General features: G+C 48.2%; 17 protein-coding genes. 5 read left to right on the plus strand and 12 right to left on the minus strand.

The window, feature by feature from the left end:
* Nucleotides 1-295 precede the first annotated feature (295 nt).
* The 8 genes from ACFPYJ_RS27455 to ACFPYJ_RS27490 all read right to left on the minus strand — a co-directional run bounded on the left by ACFPYJ_RS27455 (nucleotide 296) and on the right by ACFPYJ_RS27490 (nucleotide 8,728).
* Entirely contained in the window at nucleotides 296-1,807 is a 1,512-nt protein-coding gene (locus ACFPYJ_RS27455; RefSeq protein ID WP_379191429.1) for a PAS domain-containing sensor histidine kinase, read from the minus strand.
* A gap of 109 nt (nucleotides 1,808-1,916) precedes the next feature.
* A complete protein-coding gene (locus ACFPYJ_RS27460) occupies nucleotides 1,917-2,528 on the minus strand; it encodes a TetR/AcrR family transcriptional regulator (protein WP_379191430.1) in 612 nt (203 codons plus the stop codon).
* 186 nt (nucleotides 2,529-2,714) lie between these two features.
* On the minus strand, nucleotides 2,715-3,422 hold the full coding sequence (locus tag ACFPYJ_RS27465) for a CAP domain-containing protein (protein WP_379191431.1): 708 nt from the start codon (nucleotides 3,420-3,422) through the stop codon (nucleotides 2,715-2,717).
* A gap of 233 nt (nucleotides 3,423-3,655) precedes the next feature.
* On the minus strand, nucleotides 3,656-4,813 hold the full coding sequence (locus tag ACFPYJ_RS27470) for a hypothetical protein (protein ID WP_379191432.1): 1,158 nt from the start codon (nucleotides 4,811-4,813) through the stop codon (nucleotides 3,656-3,658).
* A gap of 136 nt (nucleotides 4,814-4,949) precedes the next feature.
* On the minus strand, nucleotides 4,950-6,377 hold the full coding sequence (locus ACFPYJ_RS27475; protein ID WP_379191433.1) for a sensor histidine kinase: 1,428 nt from the start codon (nucleotides 6,375-6,377) through the stop codon (nucleotides 4,950-4,952).
* Nucleotides 6,377-7,063 carry a response regulator transcription factor gene (locus tag ACFPYJ_RS27480; protein WP_379191434.1) on the minus strand — a complete coding sequence of 229 codons (687 nt, stop codon included), beginning with the start codon at nucleotides 7,061-7,063 and terminating at the stop codon, nucleotides 6,377-6,379. The genes ACFPYJ_RS27475 and ACFPYJ_RS27480 overlap by 1 nt, the downstream gene beginning before the upstream one ends.
* 26 nt (nucleotides 7,064-7,089) lie before the next feature.
* Nucleotides 7,090-7,818 carry an HNH endonuclease gene (locus ACFPYJ_RS27485; protein ID WP_379191435.1) on the minus strand — a complete coding sequence of 243 codons (729 nt, stop codon included), beginning with the start codon at nucleotides 7,816-7,818 and terminating at the stop codon, nucleotides 7,090-7,092.
* A 37-nt stretch (nucleotides 7,819-7,855) separates the two neighbouring features.
* Nucleotides 7,856-8,728 (minus strand): AraC family transcriptional regulator, encoded by an 873-nt coding sequence (locus ACFPYJ_RS27490; RefSeq protein ID WP_379191436.1) that lies wholly within the window; start codon nucleotides 8,726-8,728, stop codon nucleotides 7,856-7,858.
* 134 nt (nucleotides 8,729-8,862) lie between these two features.
* Between ACFPYJ_RS27490 and ACFPYJ_RS27495 the strand changes: the two genes are divergently transcribed.
* Together ACFPYJ_RS27495 and ACFPYJ_RS27500 are read left to right on the plus strand one after the other, a co-directional pair.
* Complete coding sequence (locus tag ACFPYJ_RS27495) at nucleotides 8,863-10,896, plus strand: beta-galactosidase (RefSeq protein ID WP_379191437.1); 2,034 nt, start codon at nucleotides 8,863-8,865, stop codon at nucleotides 10,894-10,896.
* A gap of 88 nt (nucleotides 10,897-10,984) precedes the next feature.
* The gene (locus tag ACFPYJ_RS27500; RefSeq protein ID WP_379191439.1) at nucleotides 10,985-11,767 is read left to right on the plus strand and encodes a CAP domain-containing protein; all 783 of its coding nucleotides are present in this window, start codon (nucleotides 10,985-10,987) and stop codon (nucleotides 11,765-11,767) included.
* A 74-nt stretch (nucleotides 11,768-11,841) separates the two neighbouring features.
* On the opposite strand, the gene ACFPYJ_RS27505 is transcribed toward ACFPYJ_RS27500, so the two are convergent.
* From ACFPYJ_RS27505 to ACFPYJ_RS27515, 3 genes are all read right to left on the minus strand, one after another.
* A complete protein-coding gene (locus tag ACFPYJ_RS27505; protein WP_379191440.1) occupies nucleotides 11,842-12,375 on the minus strand; it encodes a type 1 glutamine amidotransferase domain-containing protein in 534 nt (177 codons plus the stop codon).
* 200 nt (nucleotides 12,376-12,575) lie between these two features.
* The gene (locus tag ACFPYJ_RS27510) at nucleotides 12,576-14,339 is read right to left on the minus strand and encodes a glycoside hydrolase family 2 protein (protein ID WP_379191441.1); all 1,764 of its coding nucleotides are present in this window, start codon (nucleotides 14,337-14,339) and stop codon (nucleotides 12,576-12,578) included.
* A gap of 89 nt (nucleotides 14,340-14,428) precedes the next feature.
* Nucleotides 14,429-15,304 (minus strand): helix-turn-helix domain-containing protein, encoded by an 876-nt coding sequence (locus ACFPYJ_RS27515; protein WP_379191442.1) that lies wholly within the window; start codon nucleotides 15,302-15,304, stop codon nucleotides 14,429-14,431.
* A gap of 158 nt (nucleotides 15,305-15,462) precedes the next feature.
* On the opposite strand from ACFPYJ_RS27515, the gene ACFPYJ_RS27520 reads away from it, so the two are divergent.
* From ACFPYJ_RS27520 to ACFPYJ_RS27530, 3 genes are all read left to right on the plus strand, one after another.
* On the plus strand, nucleotides 15,463-16,296 hold the full coding sequence (locus ACFPYJ_RS27520; RefSeq protein WP_379191443.1) for a phytanoyl-CoA dioxygenase family protein: 834 nt from the start codon (nucleotides 15,463-15,465) through the stop codon (nucleotides 16,294-16,296).
* A 662-nt stretch (nucleotides 16,297-16,958) separates the two neighbouring features.
* Complete coding sequence (locus ACFPYJ_RS27525; RefSeq protein WP_379191444.1) at nucleotides 16,959-17,381, plus strand: hypothetical protein; 423 nt, start codon at nucleotides 16,959-16,961, stop codon at nucleotides 17,379-17,381.
* Nucleotides 17,378-18,451, plus strand: a complete 1,074-nt coding sequence (locus ACFPYJ_RS27530) for a phosphodiester glycosidase family protein (protein ID WP_379191445.1) — start codon at nucleotides 17,378-17,380, stop codon at nucleotides 18,449-18,451. The genes ACFPYJ_RS27525 and ACFPYJ_RS27530 overlap by 4 nt, the downstream gene beginning before the upstream one ends.
* Before the next feature lie 89 nt (nucleotides 18,452-18,540).
* On the opposite strand, the gene ACFPYJ_RS27535 is transcribed toward ACFPYJ_RS27530, so the two are convergent.
* A complete protein-coding gene (locus ACFPYJ_RS27535) occupies nucleotides 18,541-19,560 on the minus strand; it encodes a Gfo/Idh/MocA family protein (RefSeq protein ID WP_379191446.1) in 1,020 nt (339 codons plus the stop codon).
* Nucleotides 19,561-19,575: the final 15 nt, after the last annotated feature.

Here is a 19,575-nt window from a genome sequence, read left to right on the forward strand (position 1 = left end):
ATCGATGTATTACAAACGAGCACGTTAAGTGCCTTATGTGGGTGTCCACTTTCTTGACAGAGGTCCAATTTCCAGTATAGCGCTCGTTTCGAACATTTAAAGCCCGAAATAGCTGTAGATATCCAGTATAGATGCACATGCGTCTTCGCATGGTTGAATGCCAACAGTATCACCCCGCCAAGCGCTGGGAGCTGCGCAGGGTGCCAAACACGCGGAGAGTCATACACTCAAATATATAACGGCTGCTCCCGAAGTCTTTTTGTTAAGATTTGAGACAGCACTTTTTTAAGGAATTCTATGTATTGGAACAGTGAATCGGCAGCTCAATCGTCACCGTCGTCCCTTTGCCAAGCTCGCTTTCTATCGACAGCGTGCCTTGATGCGCTTGAATAATCCGCTGACAAATCATTAACCCAAGCCCGGTTCCGCTGCTTTTGGTTGTGAAGAAAGGACCTCCAAGCTTATCCAGCAGCTCACTGGGTATTCCAACTCCTTGATCGGTAATTTGAATCATGACGACTCCCGCCTGCTTGCTGTGGAGATTAATAACAACTTTTCCGCCCCCTGGCATGGCTTCTATTGCATTCTTAATGATATTGATGAACACCTGCTTCAATTGATTCTCGTCGCAGCTTATCCGGGTATGATCTGAATTTACTCCCGTTACAATCTGAACATTATTCAAATTGGATTGTGTCTCCAGCAATGTATGAACGCTCTCCAGGATATCAACTAAATCATGACTTTTAAATTGATTCGCCTGGGGCTTGGCCAGTGCCATGAATTCTTGGACTATCGCATTGATGCGGTCAAGCTCGGTAAGCATGATATCAAAGTACTCATGATAATTACTTGTCTTGGATTTCAGAAATTGGGAGAAGCCTTTCAATGAGGTAAGCGGGTTTCGAATCTCATGCGCAATTCCGGCCGCCATCTGTCCGGCAATGGACAGCTTTTCTGCTTTGATAAGTGCTTCCTCTTCCTTCTTCCGATCCGTAAGGTCACGGAAAACAGATTGAACCACATATTCATGCCCTTGAAAATTGTGGATTCGAATACTGGAAACCTCAGCATCTATGACACGTCTGTCTTTAGTAATCAGCTTCACGTCTGTAAAATCATTCGGATCATCCGTTTGTAAGACGCGGTTGACCCGCTCAATGGATTGTTCCAAAGAGTCGGGATGAATGAGTGTATAAATATAACAAAGACTCTGTATATCCTCTTCTGTAATTCCGAATAAGGCTTTCCCGGCATTATTGACATACAGAACATACTGGCCGTCATGAACGACAATGGATTCAGGAAGATAACGGATCAAGCGTTGGTAACGCAAATCATTCTCCTGGATCATCTGATTGGCTTGCACCGAATTCGTAACATCCACCAGTGTTCCCAGAAGCGCCGGTTGTCCGCGATACTTAAACGCCCTGGATTTGGTCTCGTAATAGAATAGACTCCCATCTTTACGTTTGCCGCGAAGAGTATACGCTTTACGCTCCTCGCCTTGAAGCCTGTTCCTTACTTCCTGATTTAGCTTCTCATGATCATCAGGATGTACAAATTCGGTTGGGTGCATCCGAAGCATTTCCTGCTGGGTATAGCCAAACATCCTGCAAAGGTTGTTATTGACATAAATAATTTTATCTTCCTGTGTCAGATACACACAGGTGAGCGATTCGTCGAGCAGCTCATTCAAATGGCTCCAAATCGTAAAATTCCCCTCTGGCCGGTTTATTATAGATTTACTCATTTCCTTGTATTTCTTGGCAAGCAATTTGTTGGCATAAACAGCTTTCTGTCTCATCTCATCATTCATCCTCCGATGTACGAAGAAGCTCCATATATCAACAATTCGCTATTTTCCATCAAACACCTTTCCTTCTCAGCACCCTATTTTCGTCGCATCACTGAGACTATGGCCTCATCCCCTTAACAAGAAGCCGTATTCCTTCCTGGAAAATAGGCAGCGTGCGCTCAAGCAAAGCCGTTGTTTCCTCGCTGTGATCGGCATAGGTACTGATAAAACCTTGCATATAGTAAACCAATACCCGTCCGTTGTTCAATATTTTATCCGAATCAGATGTCTGCACCGCTTCCTGCAGCTGCTTCATGATATGACCAAACAACCGGTTCCGGATATGGTTAACCTCCAGTTCCGGGTTTGGATCATCCACGCGTACCGAGCCCGACATAAGCAGTACCGTATGAAGACTGCCATTCGTGAGACAAAAAACAACATAATCCGAGCAGGCGGCAATCACCTTGTCCATGCTGTTCAGCGATTGATTCGATATAATCTGCTGTACTCTTTGCTCCAGCTCCAAGAGGGGAGGAATTGCGATTTGTTGCAATAAGTCCTCTTTATTTTTAAAATATAAATAGATTGCCGTATGCGAGCATCCGGCTTCCTTGGCAATCTCTCTCATCGTAACCGAATGATACCCTTTCTCCGCAAACAAAGATGCTGCTGCCGTCCGAACCGCAGCCTTCATCTCCTCCGTCAATTGTTTCCTTCTCGAAGTCATGTAAAGACACATCCTTCCAAACAAAAATAATAACCATTGGTTATATTATAACCGATGGTTATTATTTAATCAAGCGGATACCTATTATCTACCGCCGGCCGCCACTATTGGCGATACCATTCAGAGCTATCAAAAAAAAGCGGCCGCAATGGGCCGCTTCCTTAACATGCTGTTTGTTTCATTCGATTAAGAAGTAAATTCCTGAACCCACTCGCCGTTGTAATAAGCAACACCGATTTTCTTGAAATTAGCGTTAAGGATATTCGCACGGTGACCTGAACTGTTCATCCAAGCTGTCATAACCTCTTGCGGAGAACGCTGTCCTTTGGCGATGTTCTCACCAGCATAAGAATAGGAAACCCCATAAGCACGCATCATATCAAATGGTGAACCGTAAGTCGGCGATGTATGGTCAAAGTAATTATTCGTGTACATATCTTTGGCTTTATCCGTTGCAACCTTCGTCAGAAGAGCATCGGATTTCAAAGCAGACAATCCCGCATTGGCGCGTTCTTTGTTTACAAGCGTAACCACCTGTGCCGCAAATTGACTTTGTGTTACAGTCCCGGTTGATCCAGTGCCTGTCCCAGTTCCAGTGCCAGTTCCAGTTCCAGTGCCAGTTCCGTTATAGACGGGGACTTTAATAGTCAAGCCAGGCCAGATCACGTTTGGATTGTAAAGCCAAGGATTTGCCGCAATCAGCTTACTCAAGTTAACGCCATATTTCTTGGCGATTTTATACATCGTATCATTGCTCGTCACTTTATACGTGACAGGGGCTCCGTTCATGGAGGCTGCATTGGCCTTCTGTACGGCTGCTCCTCCGCCAAAAGCGATTAAACTCGCTGCTAGCACGCTTGCTGCACCTACGCGAAATGGTTTTTGCATCTTCATGGATGAATCCTCCTAAGAGTTTATTTGCGTTACTTCCCTGAGAAACCTCTATGCGAGTAAAAAACTCACATCGGAAGCATACGCTTGAAACCAGATGACGTCCTTCCCGACGCCACCCATGTTAACACAGGGGGATTCATCATTTCATGCCATAAAATATTCCAAAACCATTCAACCGGGCTGCTCGCGCAGGCTGGTCAGCTCTTAACAGCCGTTATTATTACGCCGGCTAATCAGGATTTTAAAGTAATGATATACGTTGAAAAAACGTATTTATTATCCTGAATCTTGCCGGTAGTCGTCATAATTTTATGTCCGGACGGGCTCCATTTTAGAGGATCTGATGCATATTCCACATCCACCGAAATTTGTGTTGATTTACCGGATACCGCATCCGCTACAAAGACTCCTTTGACACCGCCTGTCTCAGAACTGACCGTATAGGCGAGCTCCGTTCCATCAGGTGACCAGCTCGTACCGAATACCTGTGTTCCTTTTGCCAGCGAGACCTTCTTCGTCAATGAAGAATCTGTTATTGTAAGCTCCATTTCCGTATCCGAAGTTCGTTTCACCAGGGCCAGCTGCTTTCCGTCCGGTGAAGGAATCAGCCAGATAACCCTTTTATCAAGCCTCTTCGTCTGTTTGCTGACCGTGTTATACAGAAACAAGTTATTATTGATGCCGATATAATACACATTTGCGCCGCGCTGAATGACGTTATAGACGGTTATATCCTTGGTTATTGTAATGAGATCCGTCTTGCCTTGAATATTGGAAGAAAGAATTTGCCCCGTCATAACCGGAAAAACGATCTGTTCGTTTCCATTCCAGCTGCCTTCCTGCGCGGAGATTTGTTCCATACCGACAGCCGCAGTTTCACGTGTCACAAGATCCATGATATAACCGCGCCCAGTCGTCTCTTCCGTTTCCTTATAGAACATATATTTCTTATCCGGAGACAGCATGGCAAAGCCTTGATTTACGGCTCCGCTCTTCAGCAGCATATCATTATCTCCAGTCTGCTCCCCACCGTTCAAGCTGTGAATATACATATTATGCGGGTACCGCTGCTCGCCTTCAACAGTGACCGGTTTCATCTCTCTATTCTCTTTATCAATAATCAACTTGTCCTCACCGAGCCAGTCCATACCGCGAATGCCCTTCAGCTCGTCGATTTTGACGACATCTATGGCCGTACTCGCTGCTGTCGATTCCGTGTCTACGACCGTGATTGTCTTCTCTTGTTTCTGAATAACTTCATGATTCGAACCCTCAATATTGTCACTCGGAGCCGAACTGGCGCAGCCAGTCAGCGCTGATGTGAATACAAGTCCAGCCAAAGTAATGAGTTTTGTCCTATTCCTAAATCGCTGTTTCGGCTTGATTGTCATAATGATGTCCTCCTGCAAAGGCTGATTTGCTTATCGTACAGGATGAATTTATCCGGAATGAGCAAAACTTGTTTCCAGCTTGTAAATTATTTTTGCATGAATTCATTATATTGGTCTATCCAGGAATACATTCTTGTTACTTAATCAGTGGAAAAGAAACCGTAAACTGCGATCCCTGCTGTCCACCTGAATGCGGCGAGAAAGCAACCTTACCGTGCTGCAGCTCCACAAGCCGCTTTACGAGCGATAATCCAAGACCAGTTCCCCCTGTCAACCTGGCCCGGTCTTTACTCACGGTATAGAACGGCTCGAACAGCTTCGCTCTTGCTTCCGCTGGAATACCGATCCCCGTGTCACGAAAAACAATGACTGCGCTATCTGCTTCGGTATGGCAGGAAACCTGAATGCTTCCTCCAGGCACGTTATATTTGATTGCATTATCAAGCAGATTGAGGAAAATGTGAATCAGACTTTCACGATCCGCTTTTATAACGGCAGCATGCAGGTCGGTCTCAATGTTCAATTGAAATTGTTGCGCTTTTCCTTTCAATCTCCCGCACACCTCAACAAGCGTTTCAGCCGCATCCAGCTTCTCTGCGTTCAAATTAAACTCATACTGCTCCATCTCTGAGAGATGGAGCACTTTCTCCACCATCTCAAGCAATCTGCCTGATTCCTGACGGATGTTAGCTCTTGCTTCGTCCAGCAGTAAGGGGTCGTCACGGTACATATCCAGCAGATCCGAATAAGCGATAATGGAGGTTAGAGGGGTCTTGAATTCATGACTGACATTGCCGATAAACTGCTTTTGTCTGGCCAAGCTTTGTTCAATTTCACGGCTCATATAGGTAATTCCTTCACTAAGCTCGCCAATTTCATCATGTCTGCGAACAGGCGATTGCGTGAGGAAGCGGCCATCCCGAATCTGATCTGCGGCTTCCCGCAGTTTGCGAAGGGAGGCGGTTACCCGCTGAAGATAAAGAAAACCGAGCAGGAAACTCACGGCCAAGGAACCGAGTCCGATATTGCGAAGCGATTTCGCTATGGAGCTGTAGAAAGCATGATCCGCTTTCAAAGATAGCTGCAGCTGCACAATGCCGACTTGACCGACCGACCATATCATAGGGGCCAAATAAATCAGAGAATCGCCGGATTGCTCATAGACGATTTTTCCCTGCGTGGCATAGACCATAATGTCCTTGACGTCCGGACTTTCCGACAGCGGCATGGAATTGCCGATCTCATTGCCCTTCGCATCATACAAGATGACATGGGCACCGCTTAACAGAGCACTGAGATCAGCAGCCAATTCAGTCCCTCTTCGCCGTAGAAATCCCGGAATATTATCGAGTGCGCTTCCGCTTAAGTAGGTCTGCCTTACCCGCAGGCTGGCAAGATCACTTCGCTGCTTCAGATCACTCTCGACCTTCTGCATCTGATCCTGCTTGATTTCACGCAGAACCAGCCAGCTTAGAGCCGCAACGGTCAACAGCAGCAGGGCGGCTAGGCCTATAGTGAAACGCCACTTCAGACTTAATCGAAAGGCTGGCTTGTTCCCCCGCATCAGGGGAGCTCCCGGAGTGCCTTGTAACCGACGCCATAGACGGTCTGCAAAAGCTGCTGGTACGGTTCGCCCAGCTTCTTGCGCAGCCGCTGCATATGAATATCGACCGTGCGTGTCCCCCCTGCATAATCCATGCTCCAAACAAGATCCAGCAGCTCGTCTCTCGTATATACCCGGTCAGGATGCATGATCAGCAGAGCAAGCAAATCAAATTCTTTGGGCGTAAGTTCGAGTGTCTCCGTTCCCAATTGAACGGACCGGTTTATTTTATTTAAGCGGAGATCCTTGATTACAGTAAGCTGAACCTCTTCCTCCGGCTTATTTTCAAGCCGGCGCAGCAGCGCTTTCGTACGGGCAACAAGCTCGCGCAGATCAAACGGCTTCGTCATATAATCATCCGCCCCTAACTCGAGACCAATGACCTTGTCGACAATATCATTTTTCACCGTCAGCATAATGATTCCCATACCAATTCGATTCTCCAGCCTGCGGCATACATCATAACCATTTAATTTGGGCATCATCACATCGAGTATCATGACATCCGGCTTGAAGCTTGAAGCAAGCTTCAGCGCTTCTTCTCCGTCATAGGCTGCTTCGACAATGTAGCCTTCCCGGCGGAAGGCATAAACAATCGCGCCGGCAATACTCTGCTCATCATCTACGACCAGAATTTTTTTGTTCATCGCGGATCCTTTCCTGCTGTGTTAGGTCAGATATAATCATCGTATCTATACTCCAGGCTGTCGGCTTTCTTTAAGTTGCAGTCCGCGCAGGCGCACACGCAGTTACTCGGAGTGGACAATCCGCCTTTGGACTTCGGAAGCACATGGTCAATCGTGTCACCATAGCGGCCGCAATAGTGGCATACATAATCATCCCTCTGCAGAATGAGTAAGCGAAAATCCGTCTTCGTATACAGTTTATGAATCAATCCCGGACCAATAATGCCGGCCGCACCTTCCTTGACCATCCGCACTGCCATCTCGGTTGGAATCTCGGTAGACCAGTGTTTGCCCGTGTCCCGGTAACCGCGCAGTCTGATCCATCCCCTGCCTCTGTCATTCAAGAGGGATGTCTTATACGTAAACGGCCCTTCAAGCGGGGTGATATGCTTTTCAGGCGGACGTACTGCCGGCGTCCCTGCTGGAGTTTTCGTTTTCCATGAACCGGGTCTGCCGCCAGAAACCGCTCCGGTCTTGCGGCGTCTGCGTCTTCGTTTGCGTTTGGGCTTGGCGGCAGCCGGAGCATCGCCGGCTTCCACCTCCACTGCTGTTTCATTAGGCTCAAATTCCAACCGGGGAGGAGCCTGTTGTCGATCTCGCTTAAGTCTGCGCAGACAAGCACGGCATGTGCCGCGCCGGCTGGTGCTGCCAGAACGTTTCGTATAGGCGGATAACGGTTTTTCCTGCCCGCAGCCCGCGCATTGTTTCACATCCATCGCTTTCTTCCGCTCCGTTCAAGTAGGCTGGCTAAGACTAACTATGAAGTCCGTGCAGCCTTCGAAATTGCTCAGGCGTCATGCCTTCTGTCTTGCCAAATACGGAGATGAAATGACTTGTGTCCCGATAGCCGGACAGATGGGCAATATCTTTAATCGACATCCGGTCGCTGGCACTCATAAATTCTTTGGCTTTTCGAATCCGCAGTTGAATCAGATACGCATATGCCGTAATGCCAAATGCTTGACGAAACAAGGAATTAAGATACCGCGGACTTATGTTTAGCTGATCTGCCATATCCGTTAATCCGATTTCAGGGTCGCCAAACTTGGAATCCAGCCACATTAGAAGAGGATTCAGCTTCTCCAAATGCTGCATCAAAGAGGAACGCCCGCCGGTTTGACCGTAGATCTTAATCATTGTCAAAAAGCGGTACAGCTGCGCAGATGCATTAAGTCCCGTTCGGTCATCGTCATGCTGCGCTTGTTCAACCATTTCCATGAGCTGCGCGGTAACCGGAGCATCCTCGTTCCAATGCAGCCATTCCGTATGACGGATACCAAGCGAGGCCAGCATGGACATCGCAATCGAACCTCCAAAGGTCACATACATTGTTTTCCATTTCTTCCCTTTTGCCGAATAACTATGCGGTACTCCCGGAAACAGCAAGGTACCGTTTCCTACCGGAAGCGAGAAGCGTCTCCCGCCGAGATCAAATTCACCTTCGCCTTCAAGCGTTTGGAGCCAGTGAAACACGGGATAACCTTTCGCTCTGACAAGCGGCTCCTGTTCCGGATTAAGACCTATGCTTTCAATATAAAGCGGGAGCTCAACTTCACAGTGTTTAAACAAGAAACGGCGAAGTGAACCATCAACCACCCATTCCTTCCGCTCCATAATCTGTTCCATATTATCATATCCTGCCTTTTATTTATTTATATATCTTCTTAGTCGAATCATATCATAAAATGGAGCTATCATCATAACTTATGCATGCTTATCTTACTTATAAGCAGATATCCGCAAAGAAGGAGCGAATAAACTTGAATACTTCCAAATTGCCCAAAATGTTATATGGCGGTGATTACAACCCTGAACAGTGGGACAAGAGCGTGTGGCCTGAGGATATGCGTATGCTCCAGCTAGCCGGGATGGATATTGCAACCGTCAACGTTTTCTCATGGGCGATGATTCAGCCGAGTGAGGACTCTTATCAATTCGAGACACTTGATGCCATCATGGATATGCTTCACCAGAATGGAATTTACGCCTGTTTGGCAACGAGCACGGGAGCGCATCCTGCCTGGATGGCCCGCAGGCACCCGGATGTGCTTCGAACCGATTTTGAAGGCCGCAAGCGCAAATTCGGCGGACGACATAATTCCTGTCCCAACAGTCCTTCCTACCGCCTTTATTCCACTCGTATCGCTTCGAAGCTCGCTGAGCGCTACAAGGATCATCCGGCTTTGCTTCTGTGGCATGTTTCCAACGAATACGGGGGAGAATGCTACTGCGACAATTGCGAAGCAGCTTTCCGCATATGGCTTCAGCAGAAGTATGGAACGCTGGACAAGCTTAACGAACAATGGAACACCCGTTTCTGGGGTCATACCTATTACGATTGGGATGAGATCGTCCTTCCGAACGTTCTTTCTGAGCAGTGGTCCAGCAACCGGACATCTTTCCAGGGCATCTCGCTTGACTATGCGAGATTCAATTCGGACAGCATGTTAGACTGCTACAAGCTGGAATATGACGCTCTTAAGCAGCATACCCCTGATATTCCGGTAACGACCAACTTGATGGGCACCTACAAACCGCTTGACTATTTCAAGTGGGCCAAGCATATGGATATCGTCTCCTGGGACAATTATCCTTCTGCAGATACCAAAACCAGCTTTACCGCTATGACGCATGACTTAATGCGCGGACTCAAAGGCGGCGCCCCTTTCCTGCTTATGGAGCAAACGCCGAGCCAGCAGAACTGGCAGGCTTATAATACCTTGAAGCGTCCCGGTGTTATGCGCTTATGGAGTTATCAAGCTGTAGCTCACGGAGCTGACAGCGTGATGTTCTTCCAGCTTCGCCGTTCAGTGGGCGCCTGCGAGAAATACCACGGCGCTCTGATCGAGCATGTCGGTCACGAGCATACAAGAGTATTCCGTGAATGTGCGGCACTTGGGGAAGAGCTGCAAAAGCTGGGAGACAAGGTAATCGGAGCCCGTCAATCCAGCAGGGTTGCGATTATGTATGATTGGGATAATCGGTGGGCGGTCGAATTCTCGAGCGGACCAACTATTGCACTTGACTACGTGAACGAAGTTCATAAGTACTATGATGCGCTCTATCAGCAAGGGATTCAAGTGGATCTTGTCTCATTCGAAGACGATCTCAGTTCGTATCAAGTTGTGCTCGCTCCTGTGATGTATATGGTTAAACCAGGAATGGCCTCACGTATTGAAGCGTTCGTAAAAGACGGCGGAACATTCGTAACCACATACTTCAGCGGAATCGTCAATGAGAATGACATCGTCACCCTCGGCGGTTATCCAGGCGAACTAAGAAATCTGCTCGGTATCTGGGCGGAAGAAATCGATGCACTGTTTCCGGATCAAACAAACCGCATCATCATGAAAGAATCACTTGGCTCATTTGGCGCAAATGAAACCTTCAAATGCTCCTTGTTATGTGACTTAATTCACTCCGAAGGCGCTGATATCCTGGCTGAATACGGAGATGATTTCTACGCCGGTATGCCGGTGCTGACACGCAACCAATTCGGTGCCGGTCAAGCATGGTATATCGCCTCAAGTCCGGAAGCAAGCTTCCTTCAAGGCTTCCTTGGAGAGCTCTGCAAGCAGCATCATATTGAGGCACTGCCAGGCAAACAGCCGAATGTTGAAGTAACGCGCCGCGATAAAGACGGGATCGGCTATCTCTTTATTATGAACCATCAAGCCGGCAGCACAGTCATCGATCTTGGCTCCGAGACAGGCATTAATTTGCTGACGGGTCAAGCTGTTTCGAGGCAAACCGAGCTGGCTGGATATGATGTAATGATTGTGGAAATAAAATAGTTCTTTCACAAAATTTGATCAGGGTAGTCCTTCACGCGAATGAACATATTAGTTGATGAATCATTCGCATGAAGGGAGCTCATTACTAATGAAAAGATTTCTGTTAACACTCTGCGGGCTTGTTCTCATCGTAGGTGCCAGTTCCATTGTCTATCAGATGACCCATGACAATGATGACAATCATACGACAAGAAGCAGCTCCATCAGTACCGGCAATAAGCCGATTGCCCCGCATAAGCTGAACATGAATACGACAGGTACAACCACAAGGGTGATCACAATTGACGACTGGAATCAGCTTCCGGATTGGTTGAAGCAGCAATTCCCGCAATTTGGCCAACCGAATCAACCGGCACAGCCAGCACAGCCAGCACAACCGGCACAGCCCAATAGACAGCCGGCAGGGCAGCCATATACACCACCGACAGGCACGGGAAATAACGCAGGGAATGGCGCTGGCGCAGGAGCCGGCAAAACCCCCACTACCGGTACAGTTGAAGCTCAGGTTCTGCAGCTGGTTAACGCCGAGCGTGCCAAAGCAGGTCTAAACGCGCTTACAATGAATGGGTCGCTATCTAGTGTAGCGAAGACCAAAGCTTCGGATATGCGCGACAAAAATTACTTTTCCCATGATTCACCTACGTATGGAAGCCCATTCGATATGATGAAACAGTTCGGTATCAGCTATTCGTATGCAGGGGAGAACATCGCAGCCGGGCAGCAAACGCCTCAAGCTGTTATGACTGCCTGGATGAACAGTCCTGGCCACAAAGCCAATATCTTGAGCCAGAACTTTACTCAAATGGGTATCGGCTGCAGTCCCGGCGGAAATATGAGCCCGTATTGGTCGCAAATGTTTATTCGTCCTTAGCATGTAAACAGCACTGGCCCTTTACTTACGGGCCAGTGCTGTTTGATTTCCTGCACGCTTGAATATTCGATTCATTAATAAGCGGCCACGCCGAGCTTCTTGATCGTTTCTTCAATAAAATGAGGTTCATCCTCCGGTGTACGCGAGGTAACTAAATTCTCATCCACCACGACAGCATTATCGATGAACCGGCCGCCTGAATCATTTATTTGTTGATGCAGTCCCGGATAAGCTGTCAAATTACGCCCATCCAGCAATCCTGCTTTGACGAGCAGCTGCGGTCCATGGCAGATGGCGGCAATTGTCTTGCCGTCCGTGTCCATTTGCCGGACAAACGCGATCAGATGCTCGTTCTCGAGCAAATGTGAAGGGGATTTGCCGCCCGGAATAACGACTGCGTCATAATCTGCTGCGTTCGCTTCATCTGCAGATAAATGGGAAGTATAAGATATCGTTCCATGCTCCCCAGTTAACTCAGCACCCTTCTCCAGGCTGATAATAACGGCTGCATGCCCGTTTTTGGTAATGGCTTCATATGGATTTCTCATCTCGGAATCTTCAAAGTCATTGGCTAATAAGAAAGCTACCTTCTTCGCTTGATCAGTCATAAGGTGCACTTCCTTTCCATTTTGGGTAAACACTCCTGCTTAGCAGGTGTATCTTCTATTACCCACCAGGATTAGTTTTAATCTCCAGATTGTCCGCTTCAGGGATTTTTCAACATCATTCATGGTTCAAGCAAAAAAAAGACTCCGTCCCAAGTCAACCGGTTGCTCGGTGCATGGAACGAAGTCTTGGATTACGCGTCTTAGGCCAGGTTAATGTCGCGGATGATTTTCGGATCAATCTTTGGCTGGCGATCGATCGTCATTAGACCGTTTACTTCCTGCTGGACGTCGGTGATTTGGGTGTAGCAGAAGCCCACCATATAAGGAAGGTCTTTAATGGCTTGCGTAATGCTGCGGAAGCGCTCAATGAACTGCTCGTCCGTCTTCACTTGATTACCGTAGCCCCAGCCCTCTTCGGATTTGAAGGCAATGCCGCCGTATTCGCTCATCAGGATCGGCTGGCCTTTATACTCATAACCATGTGCAAGCGCGAATTTGAAATTGTTAAAGCTTCTATTGAAGCCGACCATTTCTTCCTTCGATGCATAACGCTTGCTCAGAACTTCGCCGCGCTCTTCATAGTCATGAAGGGTAATGATATCCGAAACGGTATGCTCCCAGCCGTCATTAACGATAACCGGACGCATGGAGTCGAATGCTTTGGTCAAGTGATAAACAGCTACTGTCAGCTGCTGCTGCTTAACCTCGGTCAGGATATTATGAACACCCCATGATTCATTGAATGGTGTCCATGTAATGATGCTCGGGTGGTTGTAATGCTGCTGAACAACCTCCATCCACTCGCGCGTGAACCGGTCAATCGCATCGTCATTAAATTCATAGGTTGCCGGCATTTCGGACCAAACAAGCAGCCCTTTGCGGTCACACCAGTACAAGAATCTTGGATCCTCCAGCTTCTGATGCTTGCGGACCCCGTTGTAGCCAAACTCCATCGTTTTGTCGATATCCTCAATCAAGGCTTCAACCGACGGCGGAGTCAGATGGGAATCCTTCCAGTAGCCTTGATCAAGCAGCAGACGCTGATAAATTTCAATGTTATTAAGAAGCACTTTTCCATTCACAATGGAGACCTTACGCATACCGAAATAAGATTTCACGTGATCGGTTTCAACATGATCAGAGAGCAGCGTGAATTCCACTTCGTATAAATTCGGGTTGCCTGGCGACCAGGTATGAACGGACTTCCACTCTGCGACGCGGTCAGTTACGAGGTTAAGCTCAACACTGGTTCTTGCGCGATCGACCGACATCGTAACTTCGCGGACCAGCTGTCCTTTGAATGTCACTCTTGTCTTCAGGGATAGTTGATCCTGCTGTTTGTAGTTCGGTATCACATATTCGAAAAGGACGGCGTTCTTATCGACATCCGGCGTAATCTTGACCGATTGCACATACTGCTCAGCAACCGCTTCCATCCAAACCGACTGCCAAATTCCCGTCGTCTGAACATACCAGCAGCCGAAATTATTCTCAACCCAGCGCTGCTTGCCGCGAGGCTGAGAGCAGCTGTTGCCGTCTTCTACGCGTACGACCAGCTTATCAGAGCCCGTACCGGACAGATAATTCGTAACATCAAACGCGAATGCTGCGTAACCGCCTTCATGCTGCCCGACAAAACTGCCATTGACCCATACTTTAGTCAAATAATCGGACGCTTGAAAATGCAGTTTAACGAGCTTGCCGTTCCACTCGGATGGAACCGCGATCTCACGCTCATACCATACGCAAGGATGGAACTGTTCTTCACCGATGCCGCTTGCCTTCGTCTCATATGTGAAAGGAACGTTGATTTGTTTGTCTGCCGGAACACTCTTAAACCACTGCGCTTTCTCCCCTTCAAAAGCATCGTCGAACCGGAATCCCCATGCTCCGTTCAAATTGATCCATGGATGACGATAAAATTGCGGTCTTGGGTACTCTTTATCAACTTCGAATTGCAGCATTACACATATCCCTCCAAGTAATAAATTCATAACTCAAATGGATTATAGCATATTCCTTATATACTTAATAGATTTTATATATATATAAATTATTTATTGCCTTTGCGGTAGGCGCCTGGCGCAGCTCCGACCTGATTTTTGAACGCTTTAGCAAAGTGATGAATATCCGCAAATCCGCAGTAATCGGCGATTTCATGTAATTGAAGATCTGTTGTCGCGAGCAGCTCCTTCGCATGGTGAATACGCAATCCCAGCAAATACCGATGCGGCGCAATACCGAACTGCTCCTTGAATTTGGCACTGAAACGCGAGGGTGATAAATTGGCCCTTCTAGCCATCTCATTCACGCTAAGCGGTTCTGACAAACGAAACGAGAAGAAGGATGTTATCCAATTGAGCGGCTGTGGGGCTGCTTTCTCTGCGGCTCTCAGATCTGTATGGTCCTCGAGCACCGTAAGTATGATCTCCGTTGCAAGCGACTGCGCTCTTAGCTGCATGAGCGGATCTCTATACTGCCAGCATTCAACCATACGCACAAATGTATCGCGGAACGCGATTGGATGCTTAGGATGCAGCTTGACCGGCAGCTCGATTCCGGTCAAGTCATTCAGCCTTGGCTGCATGAGATGCAGGTAAGCGGATAAATCCGTCTGACCGCCTTTGGTCGGGAACCGTTCCTCACGTCTGCTGTCATAGAACACGTCCAAATGAACAAAAGGCGTAATCGTATTCGTCCGCCCTTCTAATTGGTTTAAGATTCCCGGTTGAATGAGACAAAAATCCCCGCTGCGGAATTCATAGTCCACCCCATCCACACGAAACATGCATTCCCCCTCCTGAAAATACACCAGCAAATAATCAAGCAGTCTTCGTTCCGGGTAAATCCAAGGTTTGCGTACGGCAAAATCTCCTTCCCGTATAAAGGGGACAACCGGGTGCTTGACCATAATTTCGGACAAATACATAAGCTCAACTCCTTGATCGGACTATTGGATAGGTATAAGTATAAACCATTAACAGTTGTTTTTGACAAAAATATTAATTGAGCTGAGCAAATCCAATTCCAGCTTCCCCTTTTATAATGAAAGTATGCAAGCTATTAAGCATTAAAGGGGAGTCAGCCATGCATTCGAATGTGAATAGCTCACAATTACATTCCTTGGAAGATCCGTATCACTTGTCGGAGGAGCAGATCGCCGCTTACCAAAGCAACGGACATATTATGCTCCGCAGCGTCGCTTCCGCCGAAGAAATCAACAGCTATGAGCCTGCCATCGAACAATATGTGCGTCAGCACAATCACCATACCAAGCCGGTGGGGGAGCGTGATACCTACGGCAAAGCCTTCATTCAAGTGGGAAACATCTGGCAGCAGAATGAAGCAGCCAAACGATTCGTTCTAGCTAAACGGTTTGCAAAAATCGCCGCTGACTTGATGGGTGTAAACGGCGTGCGCTTATACCATGACCAAGCCTTGTTCAAGGAACCGGGGGGCGGTCACACGCCTTGGCATCAGGATCAAGTCTATTGGCCGCTGGATACGAAGCACACCATCACACTATGGATGCCTCTTGTCTCCATCTCTGAGGAAGTCGGTTCGATGACGTTCGTGGATGGTTCCCACAACTCAGGCTATATGACCCGTCAGTTTATTTCGGACGAATCCCACAAAACACTGGGATCCTACATTGCAGGCAAGGGGCTGCCAACGACCAACTATGGCGCGATGTCAGCCGGAGACGCTACGTTTCATGCAGGATGGACGCTCCACTCGGCGCCCGGCAATCCGACCGATCAGATGCGGGAAGTCATGACCATTATTTATTACGCAGATGGAACCCGTGCCATGGAGCCGGACAGCAGCGCTAGAGAAAATGATTTGGCCGGCTGGCTTCCGGGTGTCAAGCCGGGTGAATTGGCAGTTTCGCCGCTCAATCCGCTTCTCTATAGTCGATAAACCTTGATTTATTAAAAAGAAAACGGGACGGAGCAGCTTTATTCCTGCTTCGTCCCGTTTCTATTTTTGGTCGATCGCTGCTTACATAAGCAGCTGTGCAAGCGACCGCCATCAGTCCTCTACTTGCTTCAGTAGCAGAGCTGTGTGTCAGTCAATCACATTTTCCCTTCCCGGCAAAAGATGCTTGCTCCTCCTTAGCCTATACTGGAATTGGTACAGTTAAAAGATTACCATCCTATTAAGGCTGCCTCTATACTGCAATCCATACCGTTAAATGCCCCTAATCAGCCTTATGGAGCTCAACTAGGCATATCCAGTTGGAAATATCCAGTATAGCCGCCCGTTTGAACAAATTAAGCCCCCTATAGCTGTATAAATCCAGTATAGATGCGCGCTCCCCAACCGGCCAATACGTAATAATCATTCAATCCATTGTAAAGCGAGGTTTGCACCCGAAGTCTCTTTTTTAAGTTTTGAGGCACCCTTTGGAGTGAACTCTTTCATATTTGTCATTTTTGTTAATTCTAGTCTTTTTTACGTCCTCCGCCCCCCTCCCCCTCACATTTTATGTTAAAATATAGATTCACTTTCATAGAACTGCAACATTTGATGGTAGAGTTTACGTCTCTATCCATAGTAATTCAAGAGGAGATTGATTAACCATGATTGCCAACACCGAGTCGTCGACACCCCGTGGATATGAGCTTCAACCTCGCAGATCCAAACCGTCCGTTATCTTATTCCTGTGCATATGGATTCTCCTGATCGCAGCCGGCGTGCTGGGAATGATCTGGTATACCGGTAAGATGAAAGAGCAGCTGACGCTAGAGGTCAGCAAGCAGACGGCCCAGCAGATAAAGGCGATGCAAACCGATTATGAAACCCAAATCAAACAGCTCGAGACGAATTTCACGAGCGAAATCACCAAGGTTCAGGGAAAAGTAGACGCCCTTAACGAGCTGCTCGAATTCTCCAAGGACAATGCCAATAACAAGACCGACAACAGCAATAAGCTCTTCAGCCAGCTTAGTGAAGTGAAGAAGCAGCTGAATGAGCTGCAGAAAAGTTTGGATGTGTTGAAATGACCCTAAGCGTGAAACAATTAAACCGGCTCGCGCTTCTTACCCTGGCCCCCTTCATCGGGCTTATCCTATGGCTTGTCACAGCGAATATGTCCATCTCACTTCCAAGCGAGTCATTCCCGAAGCAGCTTCCGGAGACCGCCGTCATTCCGGCGCAAACGGAATCTTTACTGACTCAGCTCGATCAGGCGAAGCAGACGGCTCTACATACGGCGTCATCCATAAAGCGAACCATTAAGCTCTATAAGGCCACGAATGAGAGTATGAGCCATATCGTGAAGACCGTTTCTTCGCAAGCCGGCAGGCCTGCTCTTGTCTATGACCGGCGGATTACACGGGCAATCGGCTCTCCGGCCCGCTCAGTCCAATCCGATAAAATAACAGCCCAGCTGTTCAACATTCATGCGCAAAACTTCAGCGGCTATGCTTTAAAAGTAAAGCTGAAATCCGATAAAAGCATGCAGATGGTCCTCGGTAAAGACAAATATGGCGGTGCCGAAACTACGCTGGCCGCAGCAAGGCGTTACCAGGCTGTTGCCGGTATTAATGCCGGCGGCTTCGCCGATCAGAACGGCAAGCGATACCCGCTCAGCACCACGGTCCTAAACGGCAAATACTTGAGTGGATTTGAGCCTACCCACAAGGATCTTTTCTTCGTCGGACTTAATAAGGATTTGAAGCTGATCGGCGGCAAATTCAATGATAAGAGCCAGCTGGACCAGCAGCAGCCTAAATTCGGCGCATCCTTTGTCCCCGTTCTCATGAAGAACGGCATCCCGCAGTCGATTCCGGCCAAATGGCAGTCCAGTCCCACCAGGGCGCCTCGAACTGTCGTGGCGAATTATAAGGATAACCAGCTTCTCTTCCTCGTCATTGACGGTTATAACGAGAGCGGCGGTTCTGGTGCGACACTGAAGGAAATTCAGATCCTGCTTGCTCGTTTCGGCGCTATCGACGGTTATAATTTGGACGGGGGCGGTTCTTCATCGCTTGTATTTAATGGACAAGTCGTCAATCATCCTTCTGATGGCGTCCTCAGACCGGTACCGACGAACTTCCTGTTCTTCAAATGACAAATTTCACAGCCGACGCTTTCAAATAGGCGAACGCCAAAAAGCCCGATTCCGCTCAGGAACCGGGCTTTGCTCTATTCTTTGGCGGATTAAAGGCTGATTACTTTACCCGTTGCTTGCGCCTCGAATGAAGCGAGGATTACGGCTAAGGATTTGCGGCCTTCTTCTCCGGTAATGCTAGGAGGGGTGTTCGTTGTAATGCTCGTAATGAACGCATCGATAACGCCGCTCGTTTCTTGCTTGTCATTGGTAGAAATGGCGCCAACGTTATAACGCTCTACGGTTCCGTTACGAAGCTCGACGATAATTTGATCATTAGGATCCGTACCGATCTTCATAACCCCGTTCTGGCACCACAGCACCGTACTGTTGTCCTCGCCTTTATAGTACGTCCAGCTTGCAACAAGCGTGCCGATTGCTCCGCTCTTCATCCGGAGAAGGACGGTCGCGTTATCGTCAACATCCGTACCTTCTTTATCAATGGTATCGATGAATGCAGTGACCTGCGACACTTCATCATTCAGCAGGTAACGGATAAGGTCTGATTTGTGCACGCCGAGATCGCCCATTGCGCCCATAACTGCTTCTTCCTTACGGAAAAACCAGCTTCCCCTGCCATCGATGCTCCAGCCTTCAGGCCCCGGATGTCCAAACGAGGTACGGAACGTCAGTACTTTGCCAAGCTCGCCTTTGGCCAAGATCTCCTTCGCTTTCACATGCGGCGGCATTAAGCGCTGATTGTGGCCTACCATCAGGTATACACCATTCTTGCTTGCAGCTTCAATCATCGCAGCTGCTTCTTCATCCGTCGAAGCCATCGGCTTCTCAACAAGAACGTGAGCTCCTGCATTAGCGGCAGCAATGGCCACCGTTGCATGCAGATAGTTCGGCGTGCAGACGCTGACAGCATCCGGCTTAAGCTCAGCTAACATTTCCTCATAGTTCGCATAGGCTTTGGCACCGTATTGATCAGCGTATTTCTGCGCACGTTCTCCGACAAGATCACAGAAAGCAACAAGCTCTACGTTCTCATTGGCCGCATATTCAGGGATATGCCGGTACTTGGAGATCGAACCGCAACCAACAACCGCTACTCTAACTTTACTCACCTTACACAGCTCCTC

Source organism: Paenibacillus solisilvae, from assembly GCF_042656405.1.
In the GTDB taxonomy this organism is placed as follows: domain Bacteria; phylum Bacillota; class Bacilli; order Paenibacillales; family Paenibacillaceae; genus Paenibacillus_Z; species Paenibacillus_Z solisilvae.